Here is a 24,614-nt window from a genome sequence, read left to right as displayed (position 1 = left end):
CACCGTAAAACCTTGTGCTACTCCAAATCCCTTGAGATGTTGAAATGTTCACTCCGTTTGCTGCTTCACTATTTGAAGTATCGAGCTATTCCTCTACCTACTTAACCATTACGGTTTCAGCAACGCCCGAAATTCATACTGCTTACCCTGGTCAAAGTCAACGCTAAGTTTGGAGTTGCTAAGTTTGAAAGTTAGTAGTGTTAAGCAGGCTTAAATAGCTTGGATTGAGCCATGCACAACCCCAACAGGTGTAAATGTTGGATACACGTTGGATAAATGTTGGATAAATGTTGGATAAATGTTGACAACTACAACCCGCATCATGAAGGCTTGATAGGATAAGGTCACATACGCCATGACCATCCATTTGAAGGCTCCTGAGTTTGTAGAGGTAAGGATGTTTTCTTTAATTTCACGCCGATTTGAGAGAAGGCGATCGCATTTTGACATCAGGCACACCCGTCAAGTTTGAGTGAGTGGAAAGCAAGGTGGGACAAACTGCACGCAATGTACAGACAGATGATTGATGAGGCTCAAACAGCACTTGAAGCCGCCATTCTTTATTATCAGGGTGAGCCGATTGGCACAGTAGCCGCTCGCGATCCCGAAGCGGAGGCACTGAATTATGATCAGTGCTTTGTGCGTGATTTTGTCTCGTCTGCCCTAGTTTTCCTCATGCAAGGCAAGCCAGACATCGTTCGTAACTTTTTAGTAGCAGTGTTGGGGCTTCAGAGCCGCGAACGACGACTAGATTGCTTTCAGCCCGGACAAGGACTGCACCCTGCCAGCTTTAAAGTGGAAGTGCAGGCAGGGGAAGAATATCTAGTGGCTGACTTTGGGGAGCAGGCGATCGCCAGAGTTGCCCCAATTGATTCCTGCTTTTGGTGGTTAATTCTCCTGCGGGCTTATGTCAAAGCGACAGGTGATTTAGCCCTGGCTCACCGTGCCGACTTTCAGCAGGGCATTCAAATGATATTGCAGCTTTGTCTGGAAGCTCGATTTGACCTATTCCCTACGCTACTGGTGCCCGACGGATCATTCATGATCGATCGGCGTATGGGGGTGTATGGGCATCCGTTAGAAATTCAGGCACTCTTTTATGCCGCCTTGCGGACAACCCGTGAACTGCTGTTACCAGACGGTACAAGCAAGACTTATCTAGAGGCAGTTGAGGCTCGACTCAGTCATCTCACCTATCATGTACGGAAATATTACTGGATTGACCTTCAGCGCTTAAATGAGATTTACCGTTACAAAGGTGAAGAATTTGGTGATATGGCCGTGAATCGATTCAATGTTTACCCAGATACCATTCCTTCCTGGCTGATTGAATGGCTCTCTGGCACCAGCGGCTATTTGGCAGGGAATCTTGGCCCAGGGCAAATTGACTTTCGCTTCTTTGGACTGGGTAATTTAATGTCTGTGATTGTTTCACTTGCCACTGGGCAACAATCTCAGGCGATTGTGAATTTGATTGAACAACGCTGGCAAGATTTGATTGGATACATGCCGCTAAAAATTTGCTTTCCGGCAGTAGAAGGTCAGGATTGGAAAATCATAACGGGCTGCGATCCTAAGAACATTCCCTGGTCATATCATAATGGTGGCAGTTGGCCCGTTTTACTCTGGTTTCTAACTGCCGCAATGTTAAAGATGGGCAGAGACGATCTAGCTTATAAAGCATTAGAAATTGCTGAGAAACGCCTATTGCCTGATCAATGGCCCGAATACTATGACGGCAGAACGGGGAAACTGATTGGCAAGGAAGCCAGGAAATATCAGACCTGGACGATCGCCGCTTTTCTGGCTTCTAAAGCGTTGCTAGAAAATCCTAGTCACCTTTCTCTGATTAGTTTTGACGAAGATCTAGAAGTAGATGCTTGCCTAATTAAAGGTTCGCCTGTGAAAGGGACTCATTTCCCTAACGAGGTGATTTGATAAACTTCATAGCAAATTGCCCGATGAGACATCCGAATTTCTAGCCCCATGAGGAATATGCCTACTAGCAAAACGCCTGTGCCAATCAGAAACAATATCAATGCGATGGTTCCAATTGCTCCTGCTTTCAGTACGACAGATAGGGCGATCACAAACATAGTGAAGATAAAAATGGTGGTTGCACTGTAAGCTAACAACGCTGACCGTTGAATCAATCGATGACGGTGAATCAGGATAGGAAGCTGGCGATCGATCGCTTGCAGTCGTTCTAAGGTGAACGTGTTCCCTGTTTTCTCAGAGCGCACTAACTCAAACCGTTCGTGGGATAGCGCACGGATGCCCTGACCAACGCTGGCGTATCGTGCCAAAGCTCCATTTTGAAACAACATACAGGCTGTAATTAATACGACTGGAGCAATAATTAGTTGAATGGTTTGAGCAATATCCACCGCAGTCATCAGCACTGTTCACTTTTTGCTTAAAAACTTGAAGAATTTGCCAAATCGAGTTCGGGGTCTTTGACCCCAAAGCACACCGTTATCGTAATTCTATAACTTAGACCTGACCAAAAGTTGGGAGGCAACCTATCTTTAAGAGTAGGTCAAAACTGATGGCTTTAATGATCAGAAACAGTCTCACCTATAAGTGACATTTAGCGATTAACTTTGTAAGCTGCTCAGGGGAGAATTACGATCAGCAAGCAAGATGATTGCAACCCTGCTAGAAACGACGAAAGTATCATGAATGTCATTTTTTTAGGTTAACTTTGATGTAATTTAAGTTTGAGTGTGATAGGGTCGTTCTATCCCTGAAGTAAAAAGCTGTCCATCAACGTCTGTAGAGCGTTTGAAGTATTCGTAATAGGCGTAAGCCATTCAATATTTCACAAATGAACCTTTAACTTCTCTAACTTACGTTGCATTTAAGCAAATCATAGGATTCAAATTCTTTGAGCTTTGCTTAATGCTTCATGAAAGCATTTCAAAAAGTTTTAACTCATCCGTTCATTCGTGATCGCATTAACAGCATCATTGGAGTAAGTATGAAACTGGAAGGCAAAGTTGCACTGGTTACGGGTAGCAGCCAAGGAATTGGACAGGCGATCGCCATTCGTCTCGCTCAAGAGGGAGCAAGCGTTGTGATTAACTATCGCTCCCATCCTGAAGGGGCAGAGGAAACCCTTTCAAAGGTAAAAGCAGCGGGTGGTGAATGTCATATGGTTGATGGCTTCACCGTTCAAGCCGATACGGGTATGGTTACTGATGTGCAGCGCATGATCGCAGATAGCATCGCTCACTTTGGCAAGTTAGATATCTTAGTCAACAATGCCGGGATTGAGAAGAATGCAGACTTTTGGAATGTGACCGAGGCAGATTACGATGCCGTAATGAATGTGAATTTGAAGGGCGTATTCTTTGCCACGCAGTCTTTCGCCAAACATGTGATGGAGGCAAAGCAACCGGGCAAAGTGATCAACATTAGCTCGGTTCACGAAGAATTGCCCTTTCCTCACTTTGCGGCTTATTGCGCCAGCAAGGGCGGCTTAAAAATGCTCACTCGCAACCTTGCGGTTGAGCTGGCTCCCTTCGGGATCACGATTAACAATGTGGCTCCAGGAGCGATCGAGACACCCATCAACACCAAACTATTAAACGATCCAGAAAAATTAGGCGCACTGCTGAGTAACATTCCGCTGGGGCGATTGGGCAAGCCGGGAGATGTCGCCTCGATCGTCACGTTTTTAGCATCAGCAGAATCCGATTATGTGACGGGCACCACTTTCTTTGTGGATGGTGGGTTGTTATGGAACTACCAGGAGCAGTAGTCATGACTCCAGAAGAAGTTCGCCTACAGCAAGATCGAGATCGGACTGCCTACTGGAAACGCTGGGGTCCTTATCTCAGCGAGCGTCAGTGGGGAACTGTGCGAGAAGATTACAGTCCCTATGGCTCAGCCTGGGATTACTTTTCACATGAGCAGTCGCGATCGCGCACTTATCGCTGGGGCGAAGACGGCATTGCGGGCATCTCAGACAGTCGGCAGCGATTATGTTTTGCGATCGCCCTCTGGAACGGTAATGATCCCATCCTAAAAGAGCGGCTATTTGGCTTGACGGGCAGTGAAGGAAATCACGGTGAGGATGTCAAAGAGTATTACTTTTACCTCGACAATACTCCTACCCATTCCTACATGAAGTGCCTGTATAAGTATCCGCAGCAGGCATTTCCCTATGCTCAACTGGTGGAAGGAAACCGCAATAGAAGCAAAAATGAGCCAGAATTTGAGCTGCTGGATACTGGGATTTTTGCTGAAAATCGATACTTTGATGTGTTTGTAGAATATGCCAAAGCCTCACCTGAAGATATTTTGATTCAGGTGGCGATCGCCAATCGCGGCTCAGAAGCCCACACCTTACATCTCTTACCCACGCTATGGTTTCGCAACACCTGGGACTGGGATTCAGAGAGTGAAAAACCGTTCATCAAAGTGGTAGACGAGAAAGAATTCAGCGTGGTTGAAGCGGCTCATCCCACTTTGGGAACTCGCTGGCTTTACTGTGAAAGTGGCTCAGACTTGCTTTTTACGGATAATGAAACAAACTACGACCGGCTGTTTGGGGTGCCCAATAAATCACCTTATGTGAAAGACGGCATCAATGATTATGTGGTTCAGGAAAAACAGGATGCCGTGAATGGCGATCGCATTGGCACCAAGTTTGCGGCTCACTATCAGCTATCGATTGCACCGGGAGAAACAAAGACAATTCGTCTACGCCTGAGTGATGTCGCGACGGTTGCTGAGCCGTTTGGGGCAGAATTCACTCATCTTTTCGATACGCGCAAACAGGAAGCCGATGAGTTTTATCAGCGGATTAATCCATTCCCCATGTCAGAGGATGAACGCAATATCCAGCGACAGGCGTTTGCAGGCTTACTGTGGAGCAAACAGTACTATCACTATGTGGTGCAAGACTGGCTCAATGGCGATTCTGGGCAGCCACAACCCCCACCTGAACGCAAAGCAGGACGAAACCGCGAGTGGAGCCACTTGTTCAGTGAAGACATTCTCTCGATGCCTGACAAATGGGAATATCCCTGGTTTGCCGCATGGGATCTGGCGTTTCACTTAATTCCGCTGGTGGTGATTGATCCCGATTTTGCCAAGATGCAACTCGATCGCCTGACTCGCGAATGGTACATGCAGCCCAACGGTCAGTTACCCGCCTACGAATGGGCATTTAGTGACGTGAATCCGCCTGTGCAAGCATGGGCAGCATTGCGGGTGTATCAGATTGAGCAAAAGTTTTATGGACGCAAAGATCGCCAGTTTCTCCAGCGAGTCTTTCACAAACTGCTGCTCAACTTTACCTGGTGGGTCAATCGCAAAGATGTGGCAGGCAAAAATGTCTTTCAGGGTGGCTTCTTAGGACTAGATAACATTGGAGTATTCGATCGCAGCAAAGAACTGCCTACGGGCGGCTATCTCAACCAGGCAGACGGCACCAGTTGGATGGGAATGTATTGCTTGAATATGCTGGCGATCGCCCTAGAACTGGCAAAGGAAGATAATTCTTACGAAGACATTGCCAGTAAATTTTTTGAACACTTTCTCTATATTGCTGACGCGATCGATGGCATTGGAGATGCCAATATTGCTTTATGGAATGACGAAGACGGGTTCTACTACGACGCGCTGCAATTGCCCCACGGACAGCAGTTGCCGCTCAAAGTGCGATCGATGGTGGGATTAATTCCCCTCTATGCCGTGACGGTTCTGGAATTAGAAACATTAGAGCAATTTCCAGGTTTCAAAAAGCGGATGCAGTGGTTCATTCAGAATCGCCCAGATCTGAAAGACAATGTTGCCTGCATGGAAACTCCCGGTATGGGAGCCAGACGATTGTTGTCGATTGTGTACGGCGCAAAACTACGGCGAATCTTGGAGCGAATGTTAGATGAAAGTGAGTTTTTCAGTCCTCACGGCATTCGAGCTATTTCCAAATATCATCAGGAACATCCCTATGTGCTGGAATGTCCTGGGGAGAGCTACTACGTCCACTATGAACCAGCTGAATCAACGACTGGTTTGTTTGGTGGCAACTCCAACTGGCGCGGCCCAATCTGGTTTCCAGTCAATTATCTGATTATTGAAGCGCTTTGGCAGTTTCACAGCTATTTTGGTGATCAGTTTAAGGTGGAATGTCCGACAGGTTCGGGGCGGGAAATGACGCTACGGGAAGTGGCGATCGCCCTTTCTCACCGTTTAGTTGCCCTGTTTGAGCAAAATGAGTCGGGTCGCCGTCCGCTCTATAGCGACTTAGAAACTTTTCAATCCGATCCGCATTGGCGCAACTATATTCTGTTTCACGAATATTTTCACGGTGACAACGGTTCAGGGTTAGGAGCCAGTCACCAAACTGGATGGACAGGATTAGTGGCTGCCATGATCCTGCAGAATGCCGAACACCGGGCACAAGGAGGTTAAAGTGAACACACTTAAACAGCATTGGCCCGAATACTTGATGGAAGCGGCACTGCTGGGGCTGTTTATGATTTCTGCCGGAGTGTTTACAGTCATCTTTGAGCATCCCCATTCACCGATTCATCAAGCGATCGCCAATGCTGATTTGCGTCGATTCCTGATCGGTGTGGCAATGGGAATGACAGCGATCGCCCTAGTTTATTCTCCCTGGGGTAAACAATCTGGCGCACACATGAACCCCGCCGTCACACTCACCTTTTACCGACTGGGCAAAGTAAAACGACAGGATACTGCCTTCTACGTTCTATTTCAATGCTTGGGTGGATTGCTGGGGGTTTACCTGGTCGCCTTAGCCTTCAGAAATGGATTTACGCAACCGCCCATCAACTACATCGTCACCATACCCGGAGCAATGGGCTGGATTGCCGCCCTGCTAGGTGAATTTGTGATTGCCTTCATTATGATGCTCACAGTCTTACTCACCAGCAACCACAAAAAGCTCAGTCGTTATACAGGCATCTTTGCAGGTTGTCTGGTAATGCTCTACGTCTTCCTAGAAGCCCCGCTCTCCGGGTTTGGCATGAACCCCGCCCGCAGTTTTGCCTCTGCTTTTCCTGCCCAGGTTTGGACGGCATTTCCGCTCTATATCTTTGCTCCATTGATTGGCATGTTTTCTGCTAGTGAATTATATCTGTCTGTATTTGGGCAACGGGCCGTTAAGTGCGCCAAGCTCAATCACCATACGCACAAACGCTGTATTTTTCGCTGCAACTACAACCAGGAGGGTGAGGTCGATTTAAGCGATCGCCTCTCACTCCCTAAACCGTAGGTTGGGTGAACCAAAGCATAACCCAACATCCACAGAATCTACACATTAGCGAAATTCTACACGTTGAGTCTTGTTCCTTAACCCAACCTACATCTTTTAATTCCTCATCTCTAAAAGTAGCTTCTATGATCCCCAACACTCACTACGACCTCATCATTATCGGTACAGGTGCAGGCGGCGGCACACTCGCCCATCAGCTTGCCCCTACCGGAAAGAAGATTTTGATTTTGGAGCGTGGGAGCTTCTTACCGCGCGAAAAAGCTAACTGGAGTGCCAAAGAGGTTTATCAAAAAGAGCGATACCACACTGATGAAAAGTGGTACAACCTTGAGGGCAAATCCTTTCGTCCAGGTGTAGGGTATTGGGTTGGCGGTAACACCAAGGTTTACGGTGCGGCACTCCTGCGAATGCGAGAACGAGACTTTGATACAGTCACTCACCATGAGGGGGTTTCCTCTGCCTGGCCCTTAAAATATCAGGACTTCGAGTCCTATTACACGGAAGCAGAAAAACTCTACAACGTACATGGGTTGCAGGGTGAAGACCCGATTGAACCACCCATGAGTGAGGGCTATCCCCATCCTCCCGTGAGCCATGAGCCTCGGATGCAAGATATCAGCGATGGTTTTCGGCATCAGGGCTTGCATCCCTTTCATTTGCCATTAGGAATCAAGCTGGATGAAACAAATCCAGACTTTAGTCCTTGCATTCGCTGCAATACCTGTGATGGCTTTCCCTGCCTAGTTCACGCTAAAGCCGATGCTGATGTAAATGCAGTGCGTCCGGCTCAACAGCACAGCAATGTCACTCTAGTAACCCAAGCCAAAGTGGTGCAACTGCACACCAGCGCATCGGGACGAGAAGTGACTGGTGTGGAAGCAGAAATTGAGGGAAAATCACAGCTTTTCACCAGTGATATAGTCGTAGTTTCCTGTGGCGCAATTAACTCTGCGCTTTTACTGTTGCGTTCTGCCAATGATCAGCATCCCAATGGTTTGGCAAATCGCTCAGATCAGGTAGGACGCAACTTTATGAAGCATTTGGCAACGGCAATTCTGGCACTTAGTTCCAAGCCAAACCCCGCCGTCTATCAAAAGACGATCGCCATTAACGACTTCTACTGGGGCGAACCAGATTTTCCTTATCCAATGGGGCAAGTCCAAAATACGGGCAATGTGCTGGGAGACATGATTCCGGCTGAAACACCTGCTGTATTAACACCGCTTGTTAAACTGGTTCCAGGCTTCGGGCTTGAACAAATTGCCAGCCATTCAACGGGTTGGTGGCTACAGTCCGAAGATTTACCTGATCCAGACAATCGGGTTCGGGTAATGGGTGACAAGGTCTGTTTAGAGTACAAACCCAACAATACAAAAGCGCACGATCGTTTGGTGCAGCGCTGGATCAAAGTATTGGAAACCAATGATCACTCGATGCAGCCTTTTATCATTCCAATGGGCATTTATCCACGTAACAGCATTCCCTTACAGGCAGTGGGACATCAGTGCGGTACCTGTCGTCTGGGCGAAGATCCAACCACCTCAGTGCTTGACCTTAACTGTCGCACTCATGATGTAGACAATCTCTATGTGGTAGATGGCAGTTTCTTTCCCTCAAATTCTGGCGTGAATCCCACATTGACGATTATCGCAAATGCGCTGCGAGTCGCAGATCACTTAAAAGATCGGGTGAAATAAAAGCCTAAACAATTGTATTCCTTCAAAAATCAGAATAATGCCAGGATTCGGTAAGATACTCAAGCGAACTTTTTTCTCTTTTGGGGTGGCGGGGGCGATCGCCCTAACTGCTCCTAATCGCGCCATTTCCCAAAATCAGCCACGTCAAACTTCATCAGCCCCAATTATCCTCACTCAAGCGACTGTCGCAGAGTCAACGGTTCAAGCGGTAGCCAGTGTAGGAATGACAGTATCAGACATGGAGAGCATCCTGGAGTTTTACACCGAAGTCTTACCCTTCCGCAAAATTTCAGATGTGGAAGTATGGGGCAGTGAGTATGAACAACTGCAAGGTATATTTGGGGTGCGAATGCGAGTGGTGCAGTTACAGCTAGGCGATGAGGTAATTGAACTGACGGACTATCTCACCCCTGAGGGGCGACCGATTCCAGCCGACTCACGCAGCAACGACCATTGGTTTCAACACATTGCAATCGTCGTGAGCGATATGAATGAAGCATATCAACATCTGCGACAACACAACATTCAGCACGTTTCTACCGCCCCACAACAACTACCCGATTACATTCCAGCCGCCGCAGGGATTGAGGCGTTTTATTTTCGCGATCCAGAAGGACACAATTTAGAAATTATTTACTATCCAGAGGGCAAGGGCGATCCTCGCTGGCAAGAATCTAGTAATGAGTTGTTTTTAGGAATTGACCATACGGCGGTCGCCATCTCCAACACATCAGCCAGTCTCGCATTCTACCGTGATCTGCTAGGACTAACAGTTGCAGGCGAAAGTGAGAACTACGGCATGGAACAAGCCCATCTCAATCAAGTATTTGGGGCACATTTGCAAATCACTGGACTGCGGGCACCTTTGGGCATGGGCGTTGAATTTTTGGAATATCTCACGCCTTCTGATGGGCGATCGCTACCGAATGATGCTCAGGCAAATGACCTGATAGGCTGGCAAACTACATTGGTAGTTGAAGATGTAGATGCAACGGCACAGCGAGTGCGATCGGGTGGCTATGATTTCGTCTCATCAGGTGTAATTCGGTTGCCGGATGATCAGCTAGGATTTCGCGAAGGCTTTCTAGTGCGCGATCCTGATGGTCACTTGATCCGAATTGTGGAGCAATAAGACTTTTACACATGAATATTGAATTTGGGCGAGAAATTTGCGGTACGCTGCCAACAGCCGAATCGCGAGAATGGCTAGTCACCAACGGTATTGGCGGATATGCCTCTGGCACAATTGCAGGACTGCTGACCCGTCGCTATCATGGCTTACTCATGGCAGCACTAAATCCACCATTAGGACGTACCTTACTCGTCACCAAATTGGATGAGACTGTTTACTACAACGAACAGTCTTATTCGCTTTTTACAAATCGTTGGGTAGGCGGTGCGGTCAGTCCGGTGGGATATTATCACATCGAGCGTTTTTTTCTAGATGGAACGACTCCCGTTTGGCAGTTTGGCTTTAGCGATGTCCAACTCGAAAAGCGAATCTGGATGCAGCCCGGAAGCAATACCACCTATGTGCAATACACGCTGAACCGCGCCACGCAACCGCTGCAACTCACGCTTCAGGCATTTGTTAACTACCGCGATTATCACGGCAGTACTCAAGGCGATAGCTGGCAAATGAGCGTTGAGGCGATCGCCCAAGGCATCCAAATTACTGCTTTTCCGGGTGCAGCTCCAATTTATTTACTGAGCAATTCTGCCAGCGTCACTCCGGCTCATGAATGGTATTACAACTTTGATTTAGCGGCAGAACGCGCTCGCGGATTAAGCGATCGAGAAGACCATCTCCATGCTGCAACCTTTGCTGTCACTCTCGATCCAGGGGCATCTGTCACAATCGTTGCCAGCACTGAGCCGCAACCTAGTTTAGAGGGTGAGAGCGCTCTTAAATTAAGAACAGCTCATGAGCAAAAGTTAATTCAACTGTTTGAAATTAGCCGTCCGATTCACGCGGAGAAAACTCCAGACTGGATTCATCGACTGGTGTTAGCTGCCGATCAGTTTATTGTTGATCGCGAAGCGTATGCAGAGCACTCTCGCTCTTCACCCAATGATCCTGTGGGCAAAACTATTATTGCTGGCTATCACTGGTTTGGAGACTGGGGACGCGACACGATGATTAGTTTACCGGGACTGACGTTGTCTACAGGTCGCCCAGCAATCGCCCGGTCGATTCTTCACACCTTTGCCCAGTATGTCGATCAGGGAATGTTGCCTAATCGCTTTCCTGATGCCGGAGAAACCCCCGAATACAACGCGGTTGACGCGACGCTCTGGTACTTTGAAGCCATTCGCCAATACTATGGTGCAACGGAAGACGATGACTTGTTGCGCGACCTGTTTCCTGTGTTGGCAGACATCATCGATTGGCACTGTCGCGGCACTCGCTACAGCATTCATCTGGATGCGGCAGACGGCTTGCTCTATGCCGGAACAGCGGGTGTGCAGCTAACCTGGATGGATGCCAAAGTTGGCGATCAGGTGATTACCCCTCGGATTGGCAAACCGATTGAGATCAACGCGCTCTGGTATAACGCTCTTCGTACTATGGCAAAGTTTGCGCGGCAGATTGGTAAACCGCATCAGGAGTATGAGGCGATCGCCGATCGCACCCTAGCCCAATTCTCTCGCTTCTGGAATAACGCAACGGGCTATTGTTACGACGTAATTGACACGTCCGATGGAGATGATGACTCCCTACGACCGAATCAAATCTTTGCCGTGTCGTTACCTCAAAGCCCGCTCACGCCATTTCAGCAGCAGCGAGTGGTGGATGTCTGTGGGCAAAAGCTGCTCACTTCTCATGGGTTGCGATCGCTCTCGCCTGACCACCCTGACTATGCAGGATGCTACGTTGGGAATGGAGCCGAACGCGATCGCGTTTACCATCAGGGAACCGTTTGGGGTTGGCTACTCGGTGCCTTTGCCCTGGCACATCTGCGAGTCTACAACAATCCTACACAGGCGCAAAAGCTCCTAGAACCGATGGCAAATCACCTCACCACACACGGACTAGGAAACCTCAGCGAAATTTTTGATGGTGATGCTCCCATGACTGCAAAAGGCTGCATTGCCCAAGCCTGGACAGTTGCAGAAACTTTGCGTGCCTGGTTAGCGATTAAGAATTAGAAGATAACTTATGTTTGATCAATTTGATTGCTGAAACGACCAGCAGAAATAACCCACAGCACAGTGCCGCAACCAGGTTTTCTCCTATTCTTGACGAGAAGATAATGATAAATCCTTGATCTTTAATTAACGCTGAAAAACTTGAAACACAAAACGGCATCAAATAGAGCCTGAACGTTTGCCAATGATCCCATTTACCATGACTCGGCTTTCCAGATGAGACGCTTAACAATAGAGCCGTTCCAATCACAGCGCTGATGCCAATTGCGTTAATCCAGATCTTAGGTGAGGGATCAAAGTAGAAATAAACAATGGCAACATACCAAATCAAGTAGCACCAAAGAATAGCTTTATTTGACTTGATCTTATAGAAATACTGAATTAGCCCTTTCATATCTCATTCAGCACTCTTCTAGCTTCCCTGATCTGGAAAATGAGTGTTCAAAGATGTAGCGTGACAGTCGTTTCTATCAAAATCGGTTGGTATCCCGCATCACCAGGTGACACTACAGAAATGAAAACGAGTGGCTTATCTCCATCGTTGAACACACCATGTACGCAGCCCACTGGAGCAACAACAACATCTCCAGCGGCGATCGCCTTCATCGTTCCCGCCTTGTCCAGATAATATTTGCCGCTTCCCTCTAAAATAGTCCAGGTATCCTGCCCGTTAGGATGAAGGTGTGGAGAAATCTCCTGTCCTGGTTTAACGTACCAGGCAACCACAACCGCATCCTGAGATTCTGTGATCACTGAGCGGATGGGTTCCCCATCTGCTGGTTGAAGAAACTGAGAACTGTTGAATATTCTAGTGATACTCATCCTTGCGCTCTACCTTGCTAAGAATGGGGCAGATTCACCAACATAGTTCTGGTTTTCCCAGATATTTCTACAATACGGAATCCGTTTCGTAAAAAAGCAATATTTGGTGTACGGGCGAAGCATTCGGCAAAAGAATTGTGCTTTAGGGGTAGGGACTGTGACCGAATGCTCCGCCCCTACCGATGCCGCTACTCTACAGACAGATTTGGTATAGGACGATTATTTCACTGAATACCCTAAAACATTGTTTCATTAGTAACCTTTGGACAATCGAGATGGCTCAAACCCGTGTTCCAGCTAAGCGTTCTGCCCAAGTTTCGTTTTGATCTAAGGATAAAACAACCCTTTGGTAAAACTCATCTTTGAGATCGAGGACGAGGTAGTGGCGATCACCCGTCACATACCAAAACTCTCTGCCGCGATCGCTGTAATAGGTGCCTGCCGCAAATAAACCAGGAATCGCAGTTCCAGGCATTCTATACTGCAACCGAGAAGAGGGTTTCTCGGTTGAAACTTGCTCGATTTGAGCAAGAGGAATCTCAAAAGCGTAGTTAAACTGTAGCGCTAACAGTTTTTCTAAAAAGGTTAGGTTTATTTTGAGGCGATCGCCTTCTATTTGTAAATTCATTTGAGCCTCCTCATCCCCAATTCCAACGTCTTCTGGAGTGTGCCTAGAGTTAGCTTTTCGCGCAAAGCGCGAAAAGCTAACTCTTAAAGAGAACCTAAGCCTCCAACATTTGCAGGCGATACAGGCTGGCATAGAGTCCGCCTTGTTCCAGCAATTCTTCATGGCTGCCCGATTCCACCAGTCGCCCTTGCTTCAGAACTAAGATGCGATCGACCTTGCGAATCGTTGAGAGGCGGTGAGCAATAATGATTGCAGTTCGCCCAATCAACAGTTTATCTAAAGCCTGCTGAATCATCGCTTCTGTCCCTACATCCAGGTTAGCTGTCGCTTCGTCTAACACCAGGATGGGAGGATTACGGATTGCCGCCCGCGCAAATGCTAAAAGCTGCTTTTGTCCGCCCGACAGGTTTGTACCCCGCTCCCGCAGCAACGTATCGTACCCCTCAGGTAGTTGCTCGATGAAGCTGGCGACGTTAGTCTGCTCCGCTGCGGCTTTGATTTGCTCGATCGAGTAGGTTTCTCCCAAAGCAATGTTGCCCTTAACATCACCCGCAAATAGAAAACCATCCTGCAAAATCACAGCCATGCGGCGACGCAACTCTCCCTGAGGCATGTCTCGCACATCAACATTGTCGAGTAAAATTTGTCCTCGATTGATTTCATAGAGACGGCAAAGCAGGCGAATGATTGAGCTTTTTCCTGCTCCTGTTGGTCCGACCAGCGCTACTTTTTCACCAGGACGAATGGCGAAGTCTAAGTCTCGCAAGACATATTCATCTGGCTTGTAGCCAAACCAAACGTGGTTAAAGCAGATTTCACCAGGAACGGTCGAAGAAGGAGGAAGGATCAGGGATGAGGGACGAAGGGAAAGGTCTTCGGGAGCGATTTTGGTGCGAGGGGATGAGTCAGTGGAAAGGGTAGGAGTTTCGGGATCGCGAATTTCGATCGGTTCGTTGAGGATGTCGCTAACTCGCTCTAGGGCAGTGAAGCCTGCCTGGATAGCGGTAAACCGTTCGGCAAACTGACGCAGCGGGTTAAATAGGCGTTGGGCAAACAAGATGAAGGTTGCTAGAGCGCCCAGAGATAGGTTGTCTTGCAGGACGAGTAAGCCGCCCAGCCAGAGCACTCCCCCGATCGCCACCAGCGCAATCCACTCTAGTGTGGCTGAGACGGCAGAGTCATAGAAAATGGTTTTGTCAACTTCGGTAATGTAGCGTTGGTTGACAGTGCGAAATAGTTCGGAGTTAAACTGCTCTCGCCGAAACAGCTGAACCACTCCAATGCCGACAATGTTTTCTTGCAGGGTGGAGTTGAGAGCAGACAGTTCCTCTCGCGCTTTGTAGTTGGCAACGCGAAACTGATGCTGAAAGAAAATCGTCAAACCTGTCACCGGGATCAGCATCAACACCAGCATCAGGGCAAGCTGCCACTGCAAGGTAAACATGATGACGGTGATCACCAGCATCGAGAACAGATCGCTGACGATGCCGACCGCCCCCGTTGAGAACACATCTCCTAGCGCATCTACGTCACTAGTGAGGCGTGTAATCAGGCGTCCTACAGGAGTGCGGTCGAAAAATCGGGCCGCAAGGGAGGTGACGTGATAAAACAAGTCATCTCGAATCGCTGCTGTGATCCGCTGTCCCACCTTCTGGATCAGGTAGCCTTGCACGCCGTCTAACGTTAGCCGAACGGCGATCGTCAGCATGAGCAAAACGACCAGAATGTTAAGCCCCTGAGAGAGCGATCGCCCTTCTAGAAACCAGCTCACAGGTTCTTCGCGCAGCAGAGAAATCGCCTGCCCCACCAGAATGGGCTGAACGGCTTCTGCTAAAGAAAGTGGTACGAGGAAGGTGAGGGCGATCGCCAACAGCCGCTTATTCCGCAACGCATAGGGAACTAGCCGCCGCAATAGCCGCCAGTCTGTTTCTTGAATTCGTCTGCCCCGAGCCTCTGTCGTTGTGCTGGTCATGCCAACCCCTGAACGTCAACCGCGTCGCCCAAAGCCACGCATCCCAACTGTAACGCAGGAGACTTTTTATTTGATACTAGCTCTTGCTGACTTAGCCAAAATCTAAGCCCTTACAGGGACACGCGCTTCTTTTCAGACTGACTAAACGGGAGCCAGCGTGGCAGCTCTAATCTGCTCGATTCGCTCCTGTAAGCCATCCTGATTGAGCCGATAGCTGAGAGGATGGGCAACCAGACGGGCTGTACTGTCGAATAGGCGATCGATTTCAGTCAGGTTATTCTCCTTCAGCGTTCGCCCAGTTGCTACCAAATCAACGATCGCTTCTGACATTCCAGTAATTGGACCTAGCTCGACCGAGCCATAAAGCGGCACAATTTCTACGGGCAAGTCCAGGCTTTGAAAATATTCGTAGGCACAACGGACAAACTTGGACGCGACCCGACTGTGCGGCGGTAGATCCAACGCTGAACGATAGGAACTGGCAGCATTCACCGCAACCGACATCCGGCACAGCCCAAATCTTAAATCTGCCAGGTGAGCCACTTGAGGCTGCTTTTCACGCAAAATGTCATAGCCGACAATTCCCAACTGCGCCTGACCATATTCCACATAGACGGGCACATCATAGTTTCGCACCAGCAGCGCTTTAGCTGTGTGGCTAGCATCCCAGACCTCTAGCTGGCGATTGGAGGAATCTAGCAGAATGCTAAAATCCAGTCCCACTTCTTTCAACAACCGAACGCTGTCTCCCAACAGCCCACCTTTGGGCATTGCAATAGTCAACATAGAACCAAAATAGGAATGAGGGTTTGGGCAAAAGCCATCTTGATAGAGCGTATCATCAAGCAAATCCCCTCTACCATTTTTGGCGATCGCTTTTATCCGTAGACTTGCATCAAGTTAGTTTGTCGCTAAGTAATCATTTAAGTAACTATCTAATTTCTCAGTGCACTCTGGCAAATTTCTACGTCCTAACCCAATCCGAAAATTTTGCTTCCCATAATCAAAATAGGGACTGGGTAAAAGTAGAACTCCTTGCTGATTAACTAAATCGACGCAAAACTCTTCCACATCCCCTGCTTGCTTCAGGCTTGGAAAGGCGTCGATCCTCCCTTGGGTGCTGCCCAATTGAAAAAATCGGCATGGCTCGCAAAGAAGCGATCGCATGTTTCAATTCCAATTGTTTGATAAGTTTGTGCGATCGCCTGCCGTAGTTCTGGGCTTCTTTGCGTTTCTGTATAGCCTTTTCTGGTTAAGTTGACAGTATCCTATTGATTAGTTTTGTAGGTTTAGCAACATAAACCAAGAATAGGTGATGAAACAAAATCCGCTGGTTTTCACTCGATCGGTATTGTTATGGGCAAGCCTTGGCATCATTTGCGGCTTATTTGCCTCTATATATTGGATTGTTTTATCGGGAATGATTCAATTTCTTGCCCCAATCAATGGGCTGTCTCTGTTGTTTGTAATGCCACTAGCGGGCTTGCTGATTGGCTTGGTGATTGCTCGATTAAGAAACCCAGGTGAAATTGGACTCATTATTGACAACATTCACCTGAACAAAGGACGACTGGCAACCCGCGAAAATCCTTCTATGATTTTATCCTCACTGATCAGCATTGCCAGCGGCGGAAGCGCAGGGCCAGAATCACCGATGGTGCAAGTGACAGGTTCAGTTGAGACATGGCTCGCCGATCGCTTTCAGCTTAAGGGAGAGGCACTTAGAAGCCTCAGTATTGCGGGTATGGCATCTGGCTTCACGGTCTTATTTGGTGCGCCACTGGGTGGAACGTTTTTTGCCTTAGAAATCCTGCATCATCATCATGTTGTCGAGTATTACGAAGCAATTTTGCCTGCGATCGTTGCCAGTTGTGCCAGCTATACAATCTTTGCAGCCATTACTCAGCTTGGCATCGGTCCAATCTGGCACTTTCCTCAATACAACATTGACAACATCGACGATTTTGCTCAAGCAATGCTGTATGGAATTGTGGGAGCAGTCGTAGGCTGGTTCTTTATCATTGTGTTTCGCAAATGTGAGTACTTATTTGAGAGGCTGCGTGGACCTATCTACTTACGCACTACTCTGGCAGGGTTAGGGCTTGGCATCCTAGCAATGGGGTTTCCGTTAACTCGCTATTTTGGTGAATACCAACTCGAAGAAATTGTCAAAGGAACCTTTAACCACGACATTTCTTTTACAATTAGCAGCAGCCAAAATACTGGCGATTTGCATTACAGTCACCGGAGGCTGGCGGGGCGGAATTATTATTCCCCTATTTTTCACGGGAGCTTGTTTAGGAAAGGCGATCGCTGTTGTTTATCCTGAATCTAACGCCGCTCTAGCCATGATTTGTCTCATGGCATCTCTCAAGTAACAGTCACTCGCACTCCAATCAGTACAACGCTACTGCTCTCAAAGTTGACAGGCTTCAGCACGCTCACGCCAATTCTCTTTGCTAGCATGGTTGGTTTTTTCCTGGCTCCTCGCATTCCTTTTATCGCATCTCAGCTCAAAGCAAATGAGCCTATCAAAGAAGCCGATTAAGGGTTCTGTCGATACTGTCAACCTAACTGCTAAACAGTTCTATCAGTCACATAGTCATTCACAAAAAGAGATCACATGGACAATAGTTTTCAATTCACGCAGCACCGTAGGATTGAGGTGAGTACTTAGCCGCGCAAATTGGTTAGAAGTTTGTCTCACACTGAAGGGTTTCGCCAAAAGATAACACCAGCAATGAGCAAGAGAACTATCGACACTGCGTCAAAGTAAATGATCCGTTGAAGTCCCTGCGTTAATTCTGGTGTAGTGATACATAGTCCAATGAAAGCAAGTTTGCTGACTACAGCAGCAGTAATAACCATCATTCGCAAATGATGGAGAAATGCTCCGTAAACTAAGGCAGCACCGAGTACCCCCAGCATGACCTGACGATGCCTGACTAGCAGCAAGATGGCATCATCTTCAAAAGTAACATTGTACAAAGATGTGATTCCAGTTGGATTTAATGCAGTGATGACTGGAGAAGCTGTAATCACACCAATGATTACTAAGATTGCGATCGCTGCATTTCGACCTGGTTTAGACATTCAAGTTTCTACTGAAAGCAGTTCCATAGAGGATACGATGCCTTTGATGTGAATCTCGGCTACCCTCCATAAGTTGTCCATTTTACTGGTTGAAGCGTAATACTTGCTGAATCGTGTTAAGTCGTCGTCTTTGATCCTGCTCTAGCCACGCGATGTCGTTGTCAAATCCAGGCGCTTCGAGTTCTCCAGTCACAGGGTCATAATAGGAGTAAATCCGAGCACACAATAGTGCCTCCTCTAGCTGACTGCCTCGCTGACATTGCTTGAAGTTTTCTACAAAGTCAGCTCCGGCTTCAGGTGCTTGGTTCCATAGATCGACTGCTTGTACCAAGATTTCAGGCTCTAACGTTATGCCTTCTCGTTGAGCATCTTGAAGAATGTGAGGAATAACTTCGTTCTGGATGTGGTGAATTGCGGCTTGGTCGGCTGCCTCTGGTGATGCTGCTTCCATCTGCCAAGCAAAGGTGCCTTGGTTGATTACTCCATTGCCTGAATCAATATGGCTGCTCCAACTTTCAGTTTGCTCACCCTCTATTGTTCGAGTTCCTTCAGCAACCCCTATGGCGATCGCTCCAACACTATCAGCATGGGCAAACAGTTCATGGGCTTCTGCTCTGAGGTCAGGAATTGGAACCGAGGAAACGGAGTGACTACTGTCGCTTTGAACGTGGGGTGTCACGTCTTGAGAAGTTAGCTTGTAAGCAACTGCCAGTATGACCAGAGTCGCTGCACCAACCAGTGCTCTAATCCTTTTAAAGCGCGCTGTTGTGGCAGTTCGACGATAGCGGCGCGATCGCGAGTGACACCTCCGCGATGGATCTACAATGCGCTCGGTGCGCTTTTTCGCTCTGCACATACGCTCTCGACCCCAGTATTGCTCTGGGACTTGAGTCTGGTGCAGCGGGTTGGCTGTGTATACTTGTTGTGGCAAAATATCGTTACTACGCGTCAGCAATTTTTTCTTGTCTCGCAGAGCGAAACTACAAATTAATCATTGCTTTCCAGGTCTGAAAGCCGACAATTCCATCTGCTGGAAGGTTTGCCTGCTTTTGGAACCGCTCAACAGCTGCATCTGTTTCACTACCAAAGATGCCGTCAATAGCTCCATTATAAAGTCCAGTCTGTTTCAGGAAGCGCTGGACATCAGCAACAGGCTGTCCTGTTTCACCACGTCTTAGCACAGGTACTGCATCTGTTGCAGCGTAGTTGCTCAAGGGATAACCCGCTTGCATGAGCAACTGTGGCTCAACCCGTGGGGCTTCTGCTCGGACAGATAAACTAGCTACAAGCAATAGACTACAAGCAGAAAGACCGATCAAAGCTGAATTTAGCATGTCGTTCTCCTTCTTCAAGGTTGCTCTTTTGAGTGTGAAGAGACAGCAGCTAGACCTCACTACCGCCACTCATAAAACTTCACAAGCCCTCAGGTCGCACGACTTTAGGACTACGGTGTATCTTACTACACATTTATCGAAAGAAATTCTACCTATTGGGGGGTTTTTGATTTGCACCTGTAGAAGGACGGTTTTAAGGTTCAGGGGCAATTTTTATGATTATTGCTCAGCACTTTAGCAACAGAAACGTAAGCTTTTGAGGCATTTGATGTAAAAAAGCTACACGGGAGAGCAAGCGGCTCAAGATGCAACAGCCGTGGGGTTTGGGTCGCAAATAATTTGTGGAGACAAACGGCTCCTGAATGAATCAAGAGGTATATATCAATTCATAGTTGAATAAGCTAGCAATCAGGTTCAAGTGCAAGCCAAACTGTTTTCTGCGGTTGCGACAACGTCCTGCAAAGGTACGAAAAGTCTCGAAGCCACAGTTTCACGAGTCCCTACAGCAAAGATTTCACCGCCGCGATCGCCCTTCCAACCTAATCACACTCCTTCCCGTTCATGCCAAAATTTAGACAAGAGGAATGTGATTAGAATTTTTAGAATATTGGAAAGTTAATCTACTGTGTTCAAACTTACCCGAGTAGTCTTTTGAACTACTCCAGGAGTCTCTAAGCTTACTGAAGCAGGCTTAGAACCTACTCGACTAGTGTTTGAACCTACTCGGCGAGTGTTTTGAACTATTTGACTAGTATTTGAGAGTGCTCGACTAGTGTTTGAGACGGTTCAACGAGTGTTTTGAACTACTCGACTAGTACTTGAGACTGTTCAATGAGTGTTTGAACTTACTCCGTGAATGCTTTGGACTACTCAAGTAGTACTTAAGAATGTTCGGCGAATGTCTAAGAGTGCTCAGCAAATGTTTTGAACTACTTGATTAGTACTCGATAGCCCTTTACCCATCTTGTGCTTGAACATAAGGCTGTTAGTTTACCGCTTAGTTGGGGCGATCGCTTTGGAAAGGCGTTTGCATTCTCCCTACTCTCTCACCACCAAACCCCACAGTGCATCAACACCATCACCAACATACTCTGAGTCTTGGTGCTGCTCAATCCATTCAGCAACAGCGAAAACAATATGTTCAGCGGGAACACCAACAGCAGTTTTTTTACCTAACTCACCCAACGCCGACGCCGCCCTGTAGCGCACCATGAAGTCTGGGTCTTGGAGCAAGCCTAGCAACCCTTGCACCACTGCCTCTGAGTCTTTGCCTAACTTGCCCAACGCCTCGGCAGCGCTGGAACGCACCATGAAGTCTGGGGCTTGGAGCAAGCTCAATAGCCCTTGCACCACTGGCTCTGAGTCCTTGCTTAACTTGACCAACGCTTCGGCAGCTCTGTAACGCACAATGAAGTTTGGGTCTTGAAGCAAGCCCAGCAGTAGTGCAACGGCTGGCTCTGAGTCCTTGCCTAACTTGATCAACGCCTCGGCAGCGCTAGAACGCACAATAGATTCTGGGTCTTGGAGCAAGCCTAGCAAGCCGTGCACCGCTGGCTCTGAGTCTTTGCCTAACTTGCCCAACGCCTCGGCAGCGCTAGAACGCACAATGGATTCTGGGTCTTGGAGTAAGCCTAGCAACCCTTGCACCACTGCCTCGGAGTCTTTGCCTAACTTGCCCAACGCCTCGGCAGCACTGTAACGCACTATGAAGGCTGGGGCTTGGAGCAAGCTCAGCAGTCGTTGCACCACTGCCTCGGAGTCCTTGCCTAACTTGCTCAACGCTTCGGCAGCGCTGGAGCGCACTATGAAGGCTGGGTCTTGGAGCAAGCCCAGCAGCCCTTGCACTACTGGCTCTGAGTCCTTGCCTAACTTGCCCAACACCGCAGCAGCACTGTAGCGTACCATGAAGGCTGGGTCTTGGAGCAAGCCCAGCAGCCCTTGCACTACTGGCTCTGAGTCCTTGCCTAACTTGACTAATGCGTCGGCAGCACTAGAATGCACTATAAAGGCTGGGTCTTGGAGCGAACCCAGCAACTCTTGCACCACTGGCTTGGAGTTCTTACCTAACTTGACTAATGCCGCTGCAGCGCTAGAACGCACGTCGGATTCTGGGTCTTGGAGCAAGCCTAGCAACCCTTGCACTACTGGCTCTGAGTCTTTGCCTAACTTGCCCAACGCCGTAGCAGCGCTGGAACGCACGTCGGATTTTAGATCTTGGAGCAGTCCCAGCAGCAGCAGCAGTGATTCTTCTTCTTCTCCTAGGGCTGCTTGATATTCCTGTAAGCGAATCTTTTCAAGCTGCTGATCCTTTGCTTTCAACAACTGCAACGCTTGAATTTCGTAACGAGTCTCATTCAAGCTGCAAACGATGCGGAAGACCCGTTGACGAATTTTGGAAGTTACTAAAGCAGATTGGCTAACTTCTAACTCTACTAGCCGTTGCAGCACATCTAAAGCTAATTCGTCTACAACTTCAATGTCCTCTGCTAAACAACTGCCTGCAAACAGCAGATTGCGGTGTAGCCAGTTCTCGTAAGGAGTTGGCTGTTGCAGGATGGTTTGAATCACTTTTGTGGGATTCGTGCGGCGCTGTTGGGCAATCAGCAGAAGCAACGCTTCTCGCCAGTGGGCATCGTGCAGATGCTCTCGAAAATGTTCTAGCACCACCTCTAGCCCTTCTTCTTGGCGATCGCGAATCTCCTGAGCAGTTAAGTATTCTTGAAATGTTTTGTGCACAAAGGCATAGCAGTCTTGTCCCTGTTCGTTGAGCAGTCCAGTGCGATCGCGAATGTGGTCTAAAAAGCGTTTTGCCTCTGCTTTGGCTTCGTGAGGTTCAATCTTCTTTTGCTCTCGAATGAACTGGCTCAACTGCGTCATCAGTTCATGCCGATCAATCAGCGTGCCACCTTCCTGTTCTCCTGTACTGCCCTCTGGATGGTTGTGAATCCAGTAGGCTAAACGCTCCATTAATCTCCTCAAATCATCCAGCGTGAGATACCGCAGCACAGAATGAGTGGTGATTTCTCTGCCTGCATCCCAGGTCGTGAGCAAGGTTTCTACCGCTTTGTCATAGAGTCGGTGACGCTCTTTTGGTAAACGAGCCTGATAGCGATGAATCAGCGCAATGATCGTCAGCAGTAGTGGATTTTGTGCCAGTCGCTTGATCCGTGGCTGTTCTGTCAGTGCTTTGCTCAAGCTCTCTTTGCGTCGGTCTGCTTCTGCGTGGTCGGCAATACGGCTACCGTACCAACGACGAGTAAATTCCTCAATTTTGGAGTCATCAAAGGGCAACAGTTCAAAGTGAGGAAATTCATCGGTGCGGAAAAAGTCACGCCGATAGCCTGCCGGACGGGATGTGATGATAGCTCGATTTTGAGCATACTGCCCCAGAAAACACTCCAGCCGCAGCACCACTTCACTACGCTTTGCCGGATCAGCAACTTCGTCTAATCCATCCAGTAAAATCAGCGCTCGTCCATCCTCTAGCCAATATTCAAAGAATCCAGGGGGCAGTGATTTAACCGAAAGGTTAACCGTTGCAAACTGTTGGATGAATTGCAGTGGGCTGAGGTCTGGATGTCTCTCCAAGTCCCGAATCCGAATCAGGATCGGTAGCCAATCAGTATCTACGGACAGTCCTAAGTCCTGCGGCCGTTTTAGCGCTAGCTTAACGGCAAAGTAGCTCATCAGCGTGGTTTTGCCTGACCCTGGCGCACCCAACAACACTTGCTTTTGAGCTTTGCTTTGGCTGAGAAGAAGCTGCGCTGAAAACTTTTGACCAGAGCTTTCGAGTTGCGATCTTCGCCGTTGTTCCCACAGTAATGCATCCTGACGACTCTTAAACTGCTCTATCTCCATATCAAACCGATCTAAAGATGAAGCTTGCTTTTCCTCCTGCACATCGGGCATTACAAAAATCTGAACCAGTTTTTCAGACTTATCGGTTTCCTGTCCCTCAACCGCAATGCCGCCAAACTTAACATCATCAAACCGATTCACCAGTTGCTTGAAATAGTCCTCTTTAGCAATCTGAAACCTCAGAAACGTGTCAGTTTTGGAGAAATAAGTTTCAACAAATACTTTGAGCCAGGGTTCAACGAGTAACTGATCAACTTTCTGCATCTTAGGATCTTCTTGTGCGGCTTCCCGAAACGCAGCAACCAAAAAGTCAACTTGAGGAGCCCCCTGATTGTTGAGTGGCTTCTGTAACTCCTGAAGCCCAGATCCTTTAAAGAACTGTTCTAAAAATTTAGGAATAAAGTCAGGTTCACAGCGAAAAAAGAGTTGCCGATGCTGTTCCTGTGCTGCTTTTGTAGCGGCTTTTAGCGCCTTGTCCAAATCACTCGAATGAAGTTTGCTGCTAACACCAGTGAGTACTGTCTCCGAAACTTTGAGCGTTGCCCACTCACCCAACCATGCCCCAATCATCACTGACACTGGCTCCATACTTCAACCATTGACCGCTTTGGACAGTAGTATGGCTTAATTTGTTGTGGACAGTAGAAAACTTTAAGGTTTAGAAGAGGATAGTTGAACAGTCCAATCTGTAATCCAGGAACCCGTAGGGGCGCAGTATTCGGGCAAAAATGCTTGGTTTAGTTTAGGGTTTACCTGCCGAATGCTACGCCCTTTCAGAGAATATTTATAGAACAGGTAGAACAGCAGGATG

The 24,614-nt window shown here is 48.1% G+C and carries 19 protein-coding genes and 2 pseudogenes; 10 read left to right on the top strand and 11 right to left on the bottom strand.

Annotated elements, in window-relative coordinates; genetic code table 11:
- Positions 1 to 105: pseudogene (locus tag H6F88_RS30505) on the top strand (IS1 family transposase); the annotation flags it as partial.
- A 105-nt stretch (positions 106 to 210) separates the two neighbouring features.
- On the opposite strand, the gene H6F88_RS30500 reads toward H6F88_RS30505, so the two are convergent.
- Entirely contained in the window at positions 211 to 450 is a 240-nt protein-coding gene (locus H6F88_RS30500; protein ID WP_190646585.1) for a hypothetical protein, read from the bottom strand.
- A gap of 57 nt (positions 451 to 507) precedes the next feature.
- Between H6F88_RS30500 and H6F88_RS30495 the strand changes: the two genes are divergently transcribed.
- Positions 508 to 1,938, top strand: a complete 1,431-nt coding sequence (locus H6F88_RS30495; RefSeq protein ID WP_242050776.1) for a glycoside hydrolase 100 family protein — start codon at positions 508 to 510, stop codon at positions 1,936 to 1,938.
- On the opposite strand, the gene H6F88_RS30490 is transcribed toward H6F88_RS30495, so the two are convergent.
- Complete coding sequence (locus tag H6F88_RS30490; protein ID WP_190646584.1) at positions 1,914 to 2,396, bottom strand: DUF2721 domain-containing protein; 483 nt, start codon at positions 2,394 to 2,396, stop codon at positions 1,914 to 1,916. The genes H6F88_RS30495 and H6F88_RS30490 overlap by 25 nt on opposite strands.
- A gap of 584 nt (positions 2,397 to 2,980) precedes the next feature.
- On the opposite strand from H6F88_RS30490, the gene H6F88_RS30485 reads away from it, so the two are divergent.
- The 6 genes from H6F88_RS30485 to H6F88_RS30460 all read left to right on the top strand — a co-directional run bounded on the left by H6F88_RS30485 (position 2,981) and on the right by H6F88_RS30460 (position 12,096).
- Complete coding sequence (locus tag H6F88_RS30485) at positions 2,981 to 3,763, top strand: glucose 1-dehydrogenase (protein ID WP_190646587.1); 783 nt, start codon at positions 2,981 to 2,983, stop codon at positions 3,761 to 3,763.
- Positions 3,764 to 3,765: 2 nt separating this feature from the next.
- Complete coding sequence (locus H6F88_RS30480; RefSeq protein ID WP_190646583.1) at positions 3,766 to 6,423, top strand: glucosidase; 2,658 nt, start codon at positions 3,766 to 3,768, stop codon at positions 6,421 to 6,423.
- Position 6,424: 1 nt separating this feature from the next.
- Positions 6,425 to 7,249, top strand: coding sequence for an aquaporin (locus H6F88_RS30475; RefSeq protein WP_347277766.1), 825 nt, complete (start codon positions 6,425 to 6,427; stop codon positions 7,247 to 7,249).
- Positions 7,250 to 7,374: 125 nt separating this feature from the next.
- Complete coding sequence (locus H6F88_RS30470) at positions 7,375 to 8,946, top strand: GMC family oxidoreductase (protein ID WP_190646582.1); 1,572 nt, start codon at positions 7,375 to 7,377, stop codon at positions 8,944 to 8,946.
- A 37-nt stretch (positions 8,947 to 8,983) separates the two neighbouring features.
- The gene (locus tag H6F88_RS30465) at positions 8,984 to 10,078 is read left to right on the top strand and encodes a VOC family protein (RefSeq protein WP_190646581.1); all 1,095 of its coding nucleotides are present in this window, start codon (positions 8,984 to 8,986) and stop codon (positions 10,076 to 10,078) included.
- A gap of 11 nt (positions 10,079 to 10,089) precedes the next feature.
- Positions 10,090 to 12,096 carry an amylo-alpha-1,6-glucosidase gene (locus H6F88_RS30460; RefSeq protein ID WP_190646580.1) on the top strand — a complete coding sequence of 669 codons (2,007 nt, stop codon included), beginning with the start codon at positions 10,090 to 10,092 and terminating at the stop codon, positions 12,094 to 12,096.
- On the opposite strand, the gene H6F88_RS30455 is transcribed toward H6F88_RS30460, so the two are convergent.
- From H6F88_RS30455 to hisG, 5 genes are all read right to left on the bottom strand, one after another.
- Complete coding sequence (locus H6F88_RS30455) at positions 12,086 to 12,490, bottom strand: hypothetical protein (protein WP_190646579.1); 405 nt, start codon at positions 12,488 to 12,490, stop codon at positions 12,086 to 12,088. The genes H6F88_RS30460 and H6F88_RS30455 overlap by 11 nt on opposite strands.
- Positions 12,491 to 12,537: 47 nt before the next feature.
- Positions 12,538 to 12,918, bottom strand: coding sequence for a cupin domain-containing protein (locus tag H6F88_RS30450; protein WP_190646578.1), 381 nt, complete (start codon positions 12,916 to 12,918; stop codon positions 12,538 to 12,540).
- A 280-nt stretch (positions 12,919 to 13,198) separates the two neighbouring features.
- Entirely contained in the window at positions 13,199 to 13,546 is a 348-nt protein-coding gene (locus tag H6F88_RS30445; RefSeq protein ID WP_190646577.1) for a hypothetical protein, read from the bottom strand.
- A gap of 94 nt (positions 13,547 to 13,640) precedes the next feature.
- Positions 13,641 to 15,518 carry an ABC transporter ATP-binding protein gene (locus H6F88_RS30440; protein WP_190646576.1) on the bottom strand — a complete coding sequence of 626 codons (1,878 nt, stop codon included), beginning with the start codon at positions 15,516 to 15,518 and terminating at the stop codon, positions 13,641 to 13,643.
- Between the two features lie 141 nt (positions 15,519 to 15,659).
- Complete coding sequence (hisG, locus tag H6F88_RS30435; protein WP_190646575.1) at positions 15,660 to 16,304, bottom strand: ATP phosphoribosyltransferase; 645 nt, start codon at positions 16,302 to 16,304, stop codon at positions 15,660 to 15,662.
- 529 nt (positions 16,305 to 16,833) lie between these two features.
- Between hisG and H6F88_RS30430 the strand changes: the two are divergent.
- Positions 16,834 to 17,688 (top strand): annotated as a pseudogene (locus H6F88_RS30430) (chloride channel protein); the annotation flags it as partial.
- Complete coding sequence (locus tag H6F88_RS34760) at positions 17,663 to 17,896, top strand: chloride channel protein (RefSeq protein ID WP_347277765.1); 234 nt, start codon at positions 17,663 to 17,665, stop codon at positions 17,894 to 17,896. The pseudogene H6F88_RS30430 and the gene H6F88_RS34760, both read left to right, overlap by 26 nt.
- 325 nt (positions 17,897 to 18,221) lie before the next feature.
- Here H6F88_RS34760 and H6F88_RS30425 read toward each other — a convergent pair whose 3' ends face one another.
- The 4 genes from H6F88_RS30425 to H6F88_RS30410 all read right to left on the bottom strand — a co-directional run bounded on the left by H6F88_RS30425 (position 18,222) and on the right by H6F88_RS30410 (position 24,391).
- Positions 18,222 to 18,611, bottom strand: a complete 390-nt coding sequence (locus tag H6F88_RS30425) for a hypothetical protein (RefSeq protein WP_190646574.1) — start codon at positions 18,609 to 18,611, stop codon at positions 18,222 to 18,224.
- Positions 18,612 to 18,693: 82 nt separating this feature from the next.
- Positions 18,694 to 19,566 carry a hypothetical protein gene (locus tag H6F88_RS30420; protein ID WP_190646573.1) on the bottom strand — a complete coding sequence of 291 codons (873 nt, stop codon included), beginning with the start codon at positions 19,564 to 19,566 and terminating at the stop codon, positions 18,694 to 18,696.
- Between the two features lie 25 nt (positions 19,567 to 19,591).
- The gene (locus H6F88_RS30415) at positions 19,592 to 19,945 is read right to left on the bottom strand and encodes a peptidoglycan-binding domain-containing protein (protein ID WP_190646572.1); all 354 of its coding nucleotides are present in this window, start codon (positions 19,943 to 19,945) and stop codon (positions 19,592 to 19,594) included.
- Positions 19,946 to 20,983: 1,038 nt separating this feature from the next.
- Positions 20,984 to 24,391, bottom strand: coding sequence for a HEAT repeat domain-containing protein (locus tag H6F88_RS30410; RefSeq protein WP_190646571.1), 3,408 nt, complete (start codon positions 24,389 to 24,391; stop codon positions 20,984 to 20,986).
- Positions 24,392 to 24,614: the final 223 nt, after the last annotated feature.

The organism is Oculatella sp. FACHB-28, assembly GCF_014696015.1.
Classification (GTDB): Bacteria; Cyanobacteriota; Cyanobacteriia; order Elainellales; family Elainellaceae; genus JAAUTN01.
This window is presented reverse-complemented; position numbering and strand designations above follow the sequence as displayed.

Bases quoted from the DNA above. Each gene is read 5' to 3' on its own strand.
- H6F88_RS30465 (WP_190646581.1), top strand. From the start codon at position 8,984: ATGCCAGGATTCGGTAAGATACTCAAGCGAACTTTTTTCTCTTTTGGG.
- H6F88_RS30440 (WP_190646576.1), bottom strand. From the start codon at position 15,518: ATGACCAGCACAACGACAGAGGCTCGGGGCAGACGAATTCAAGAAACA.
- H6F88_RS30445 (WP_190646577.1), bottom strand. From the start codon at position 13,546: ATGAATTTACAAATAGAAGGCGATCGCCTCAAAATAAACCTAACCTTT.
- H6F88_RS30500 (WP_190646585.1), bottom strand. From the start codon at position 450: ATGTCAAAATGCGATCGCCTTCTCTCAAATCGGCGTGAAATTAAAGAA.
- H6F88_RS30480 (WP_190646583.1), top strand. From the start codon at position 3,766: ATGACTCCAGAAGAAGTTCGCCTACAGCAAGATCGAGATCGGACTGCC.
- hisG (WP_190646575.1), bottom strand. From the start codon at position 16,304: ATGTTGACTATTGCAATGCCCAAAGGTGGGCTGTTGGGAGACAGCGTT.
- H6F88_RS30460 (WP_190646580.1), top strand. From the start codon at position 10,090: ATGAATATTGAATTTGGGCGAGAAATTTGCGGTACGCTGCCAACAGCC.
- H6F88_RS30470 (WP_190646582.1), top strand. From the start codon at position 7,375: ATGATCCCCAACACTCACTACGACCTCATCATTATCGGTACAGGTGCA.
- H6F88_RS30490 (WP_190646584.1), bottom strand. From the start codon at position 2,396: ATGACTGCGGTGGATATTGCTCAAACCATTCAACTAATTATTGCTCCA.
- H6F88_RS30415 (WP_190646572.1), bottom strand. From the start codon at position 19,945: ATGCTAAATTCAGCTTTGATCGGTCTTTCTGCTTGTAGTCTATTGCTT.
- H6F88_RS30425 (WP_190646574.1), bottom strand. From the start codon at position 18,611: ATGTCTAAACCAGGTCGAAATGCAGCGATCGCAATCTTAGTAATCATT.
- H6F88_RS30485 (WP_190646587.1), top strand. From the start codon at position 2,981: ATGAAACTGGAAGGCAAAGTTGCACTGGTTACGGGTAGCAGCCAAGGA.
- H6F88_RS30455 (WP_190646579.1), bottom strand. From the start codon at position 12,490: ATGAAAGGGCTAATTCAGTATTTCTATAAGATCAAGTCAAATAAAGCT.
- H6F88_RS30495 (WP_242050776.1), top strand. From the start codon at position 508: ATGTACAGACAGATGATTGATGAGGCTCAAACAGCACTTGAAGCCGCC.
- H6F88_RS30450 (WP_190646578.1), bottom strand. From the start codon at position 12,918: ATGAGTATCACTAGAATATTCAACAGTTCTCAGTTTCTTCAACCAGCA.
- H6F88_RS30410 (WP_190646571.1), bottom strand. From the start codon at position 24,391: ATGGAGCCAGTGTCAGTGATGATTGGGGCATGGTTGGGTGAGTGGGCA.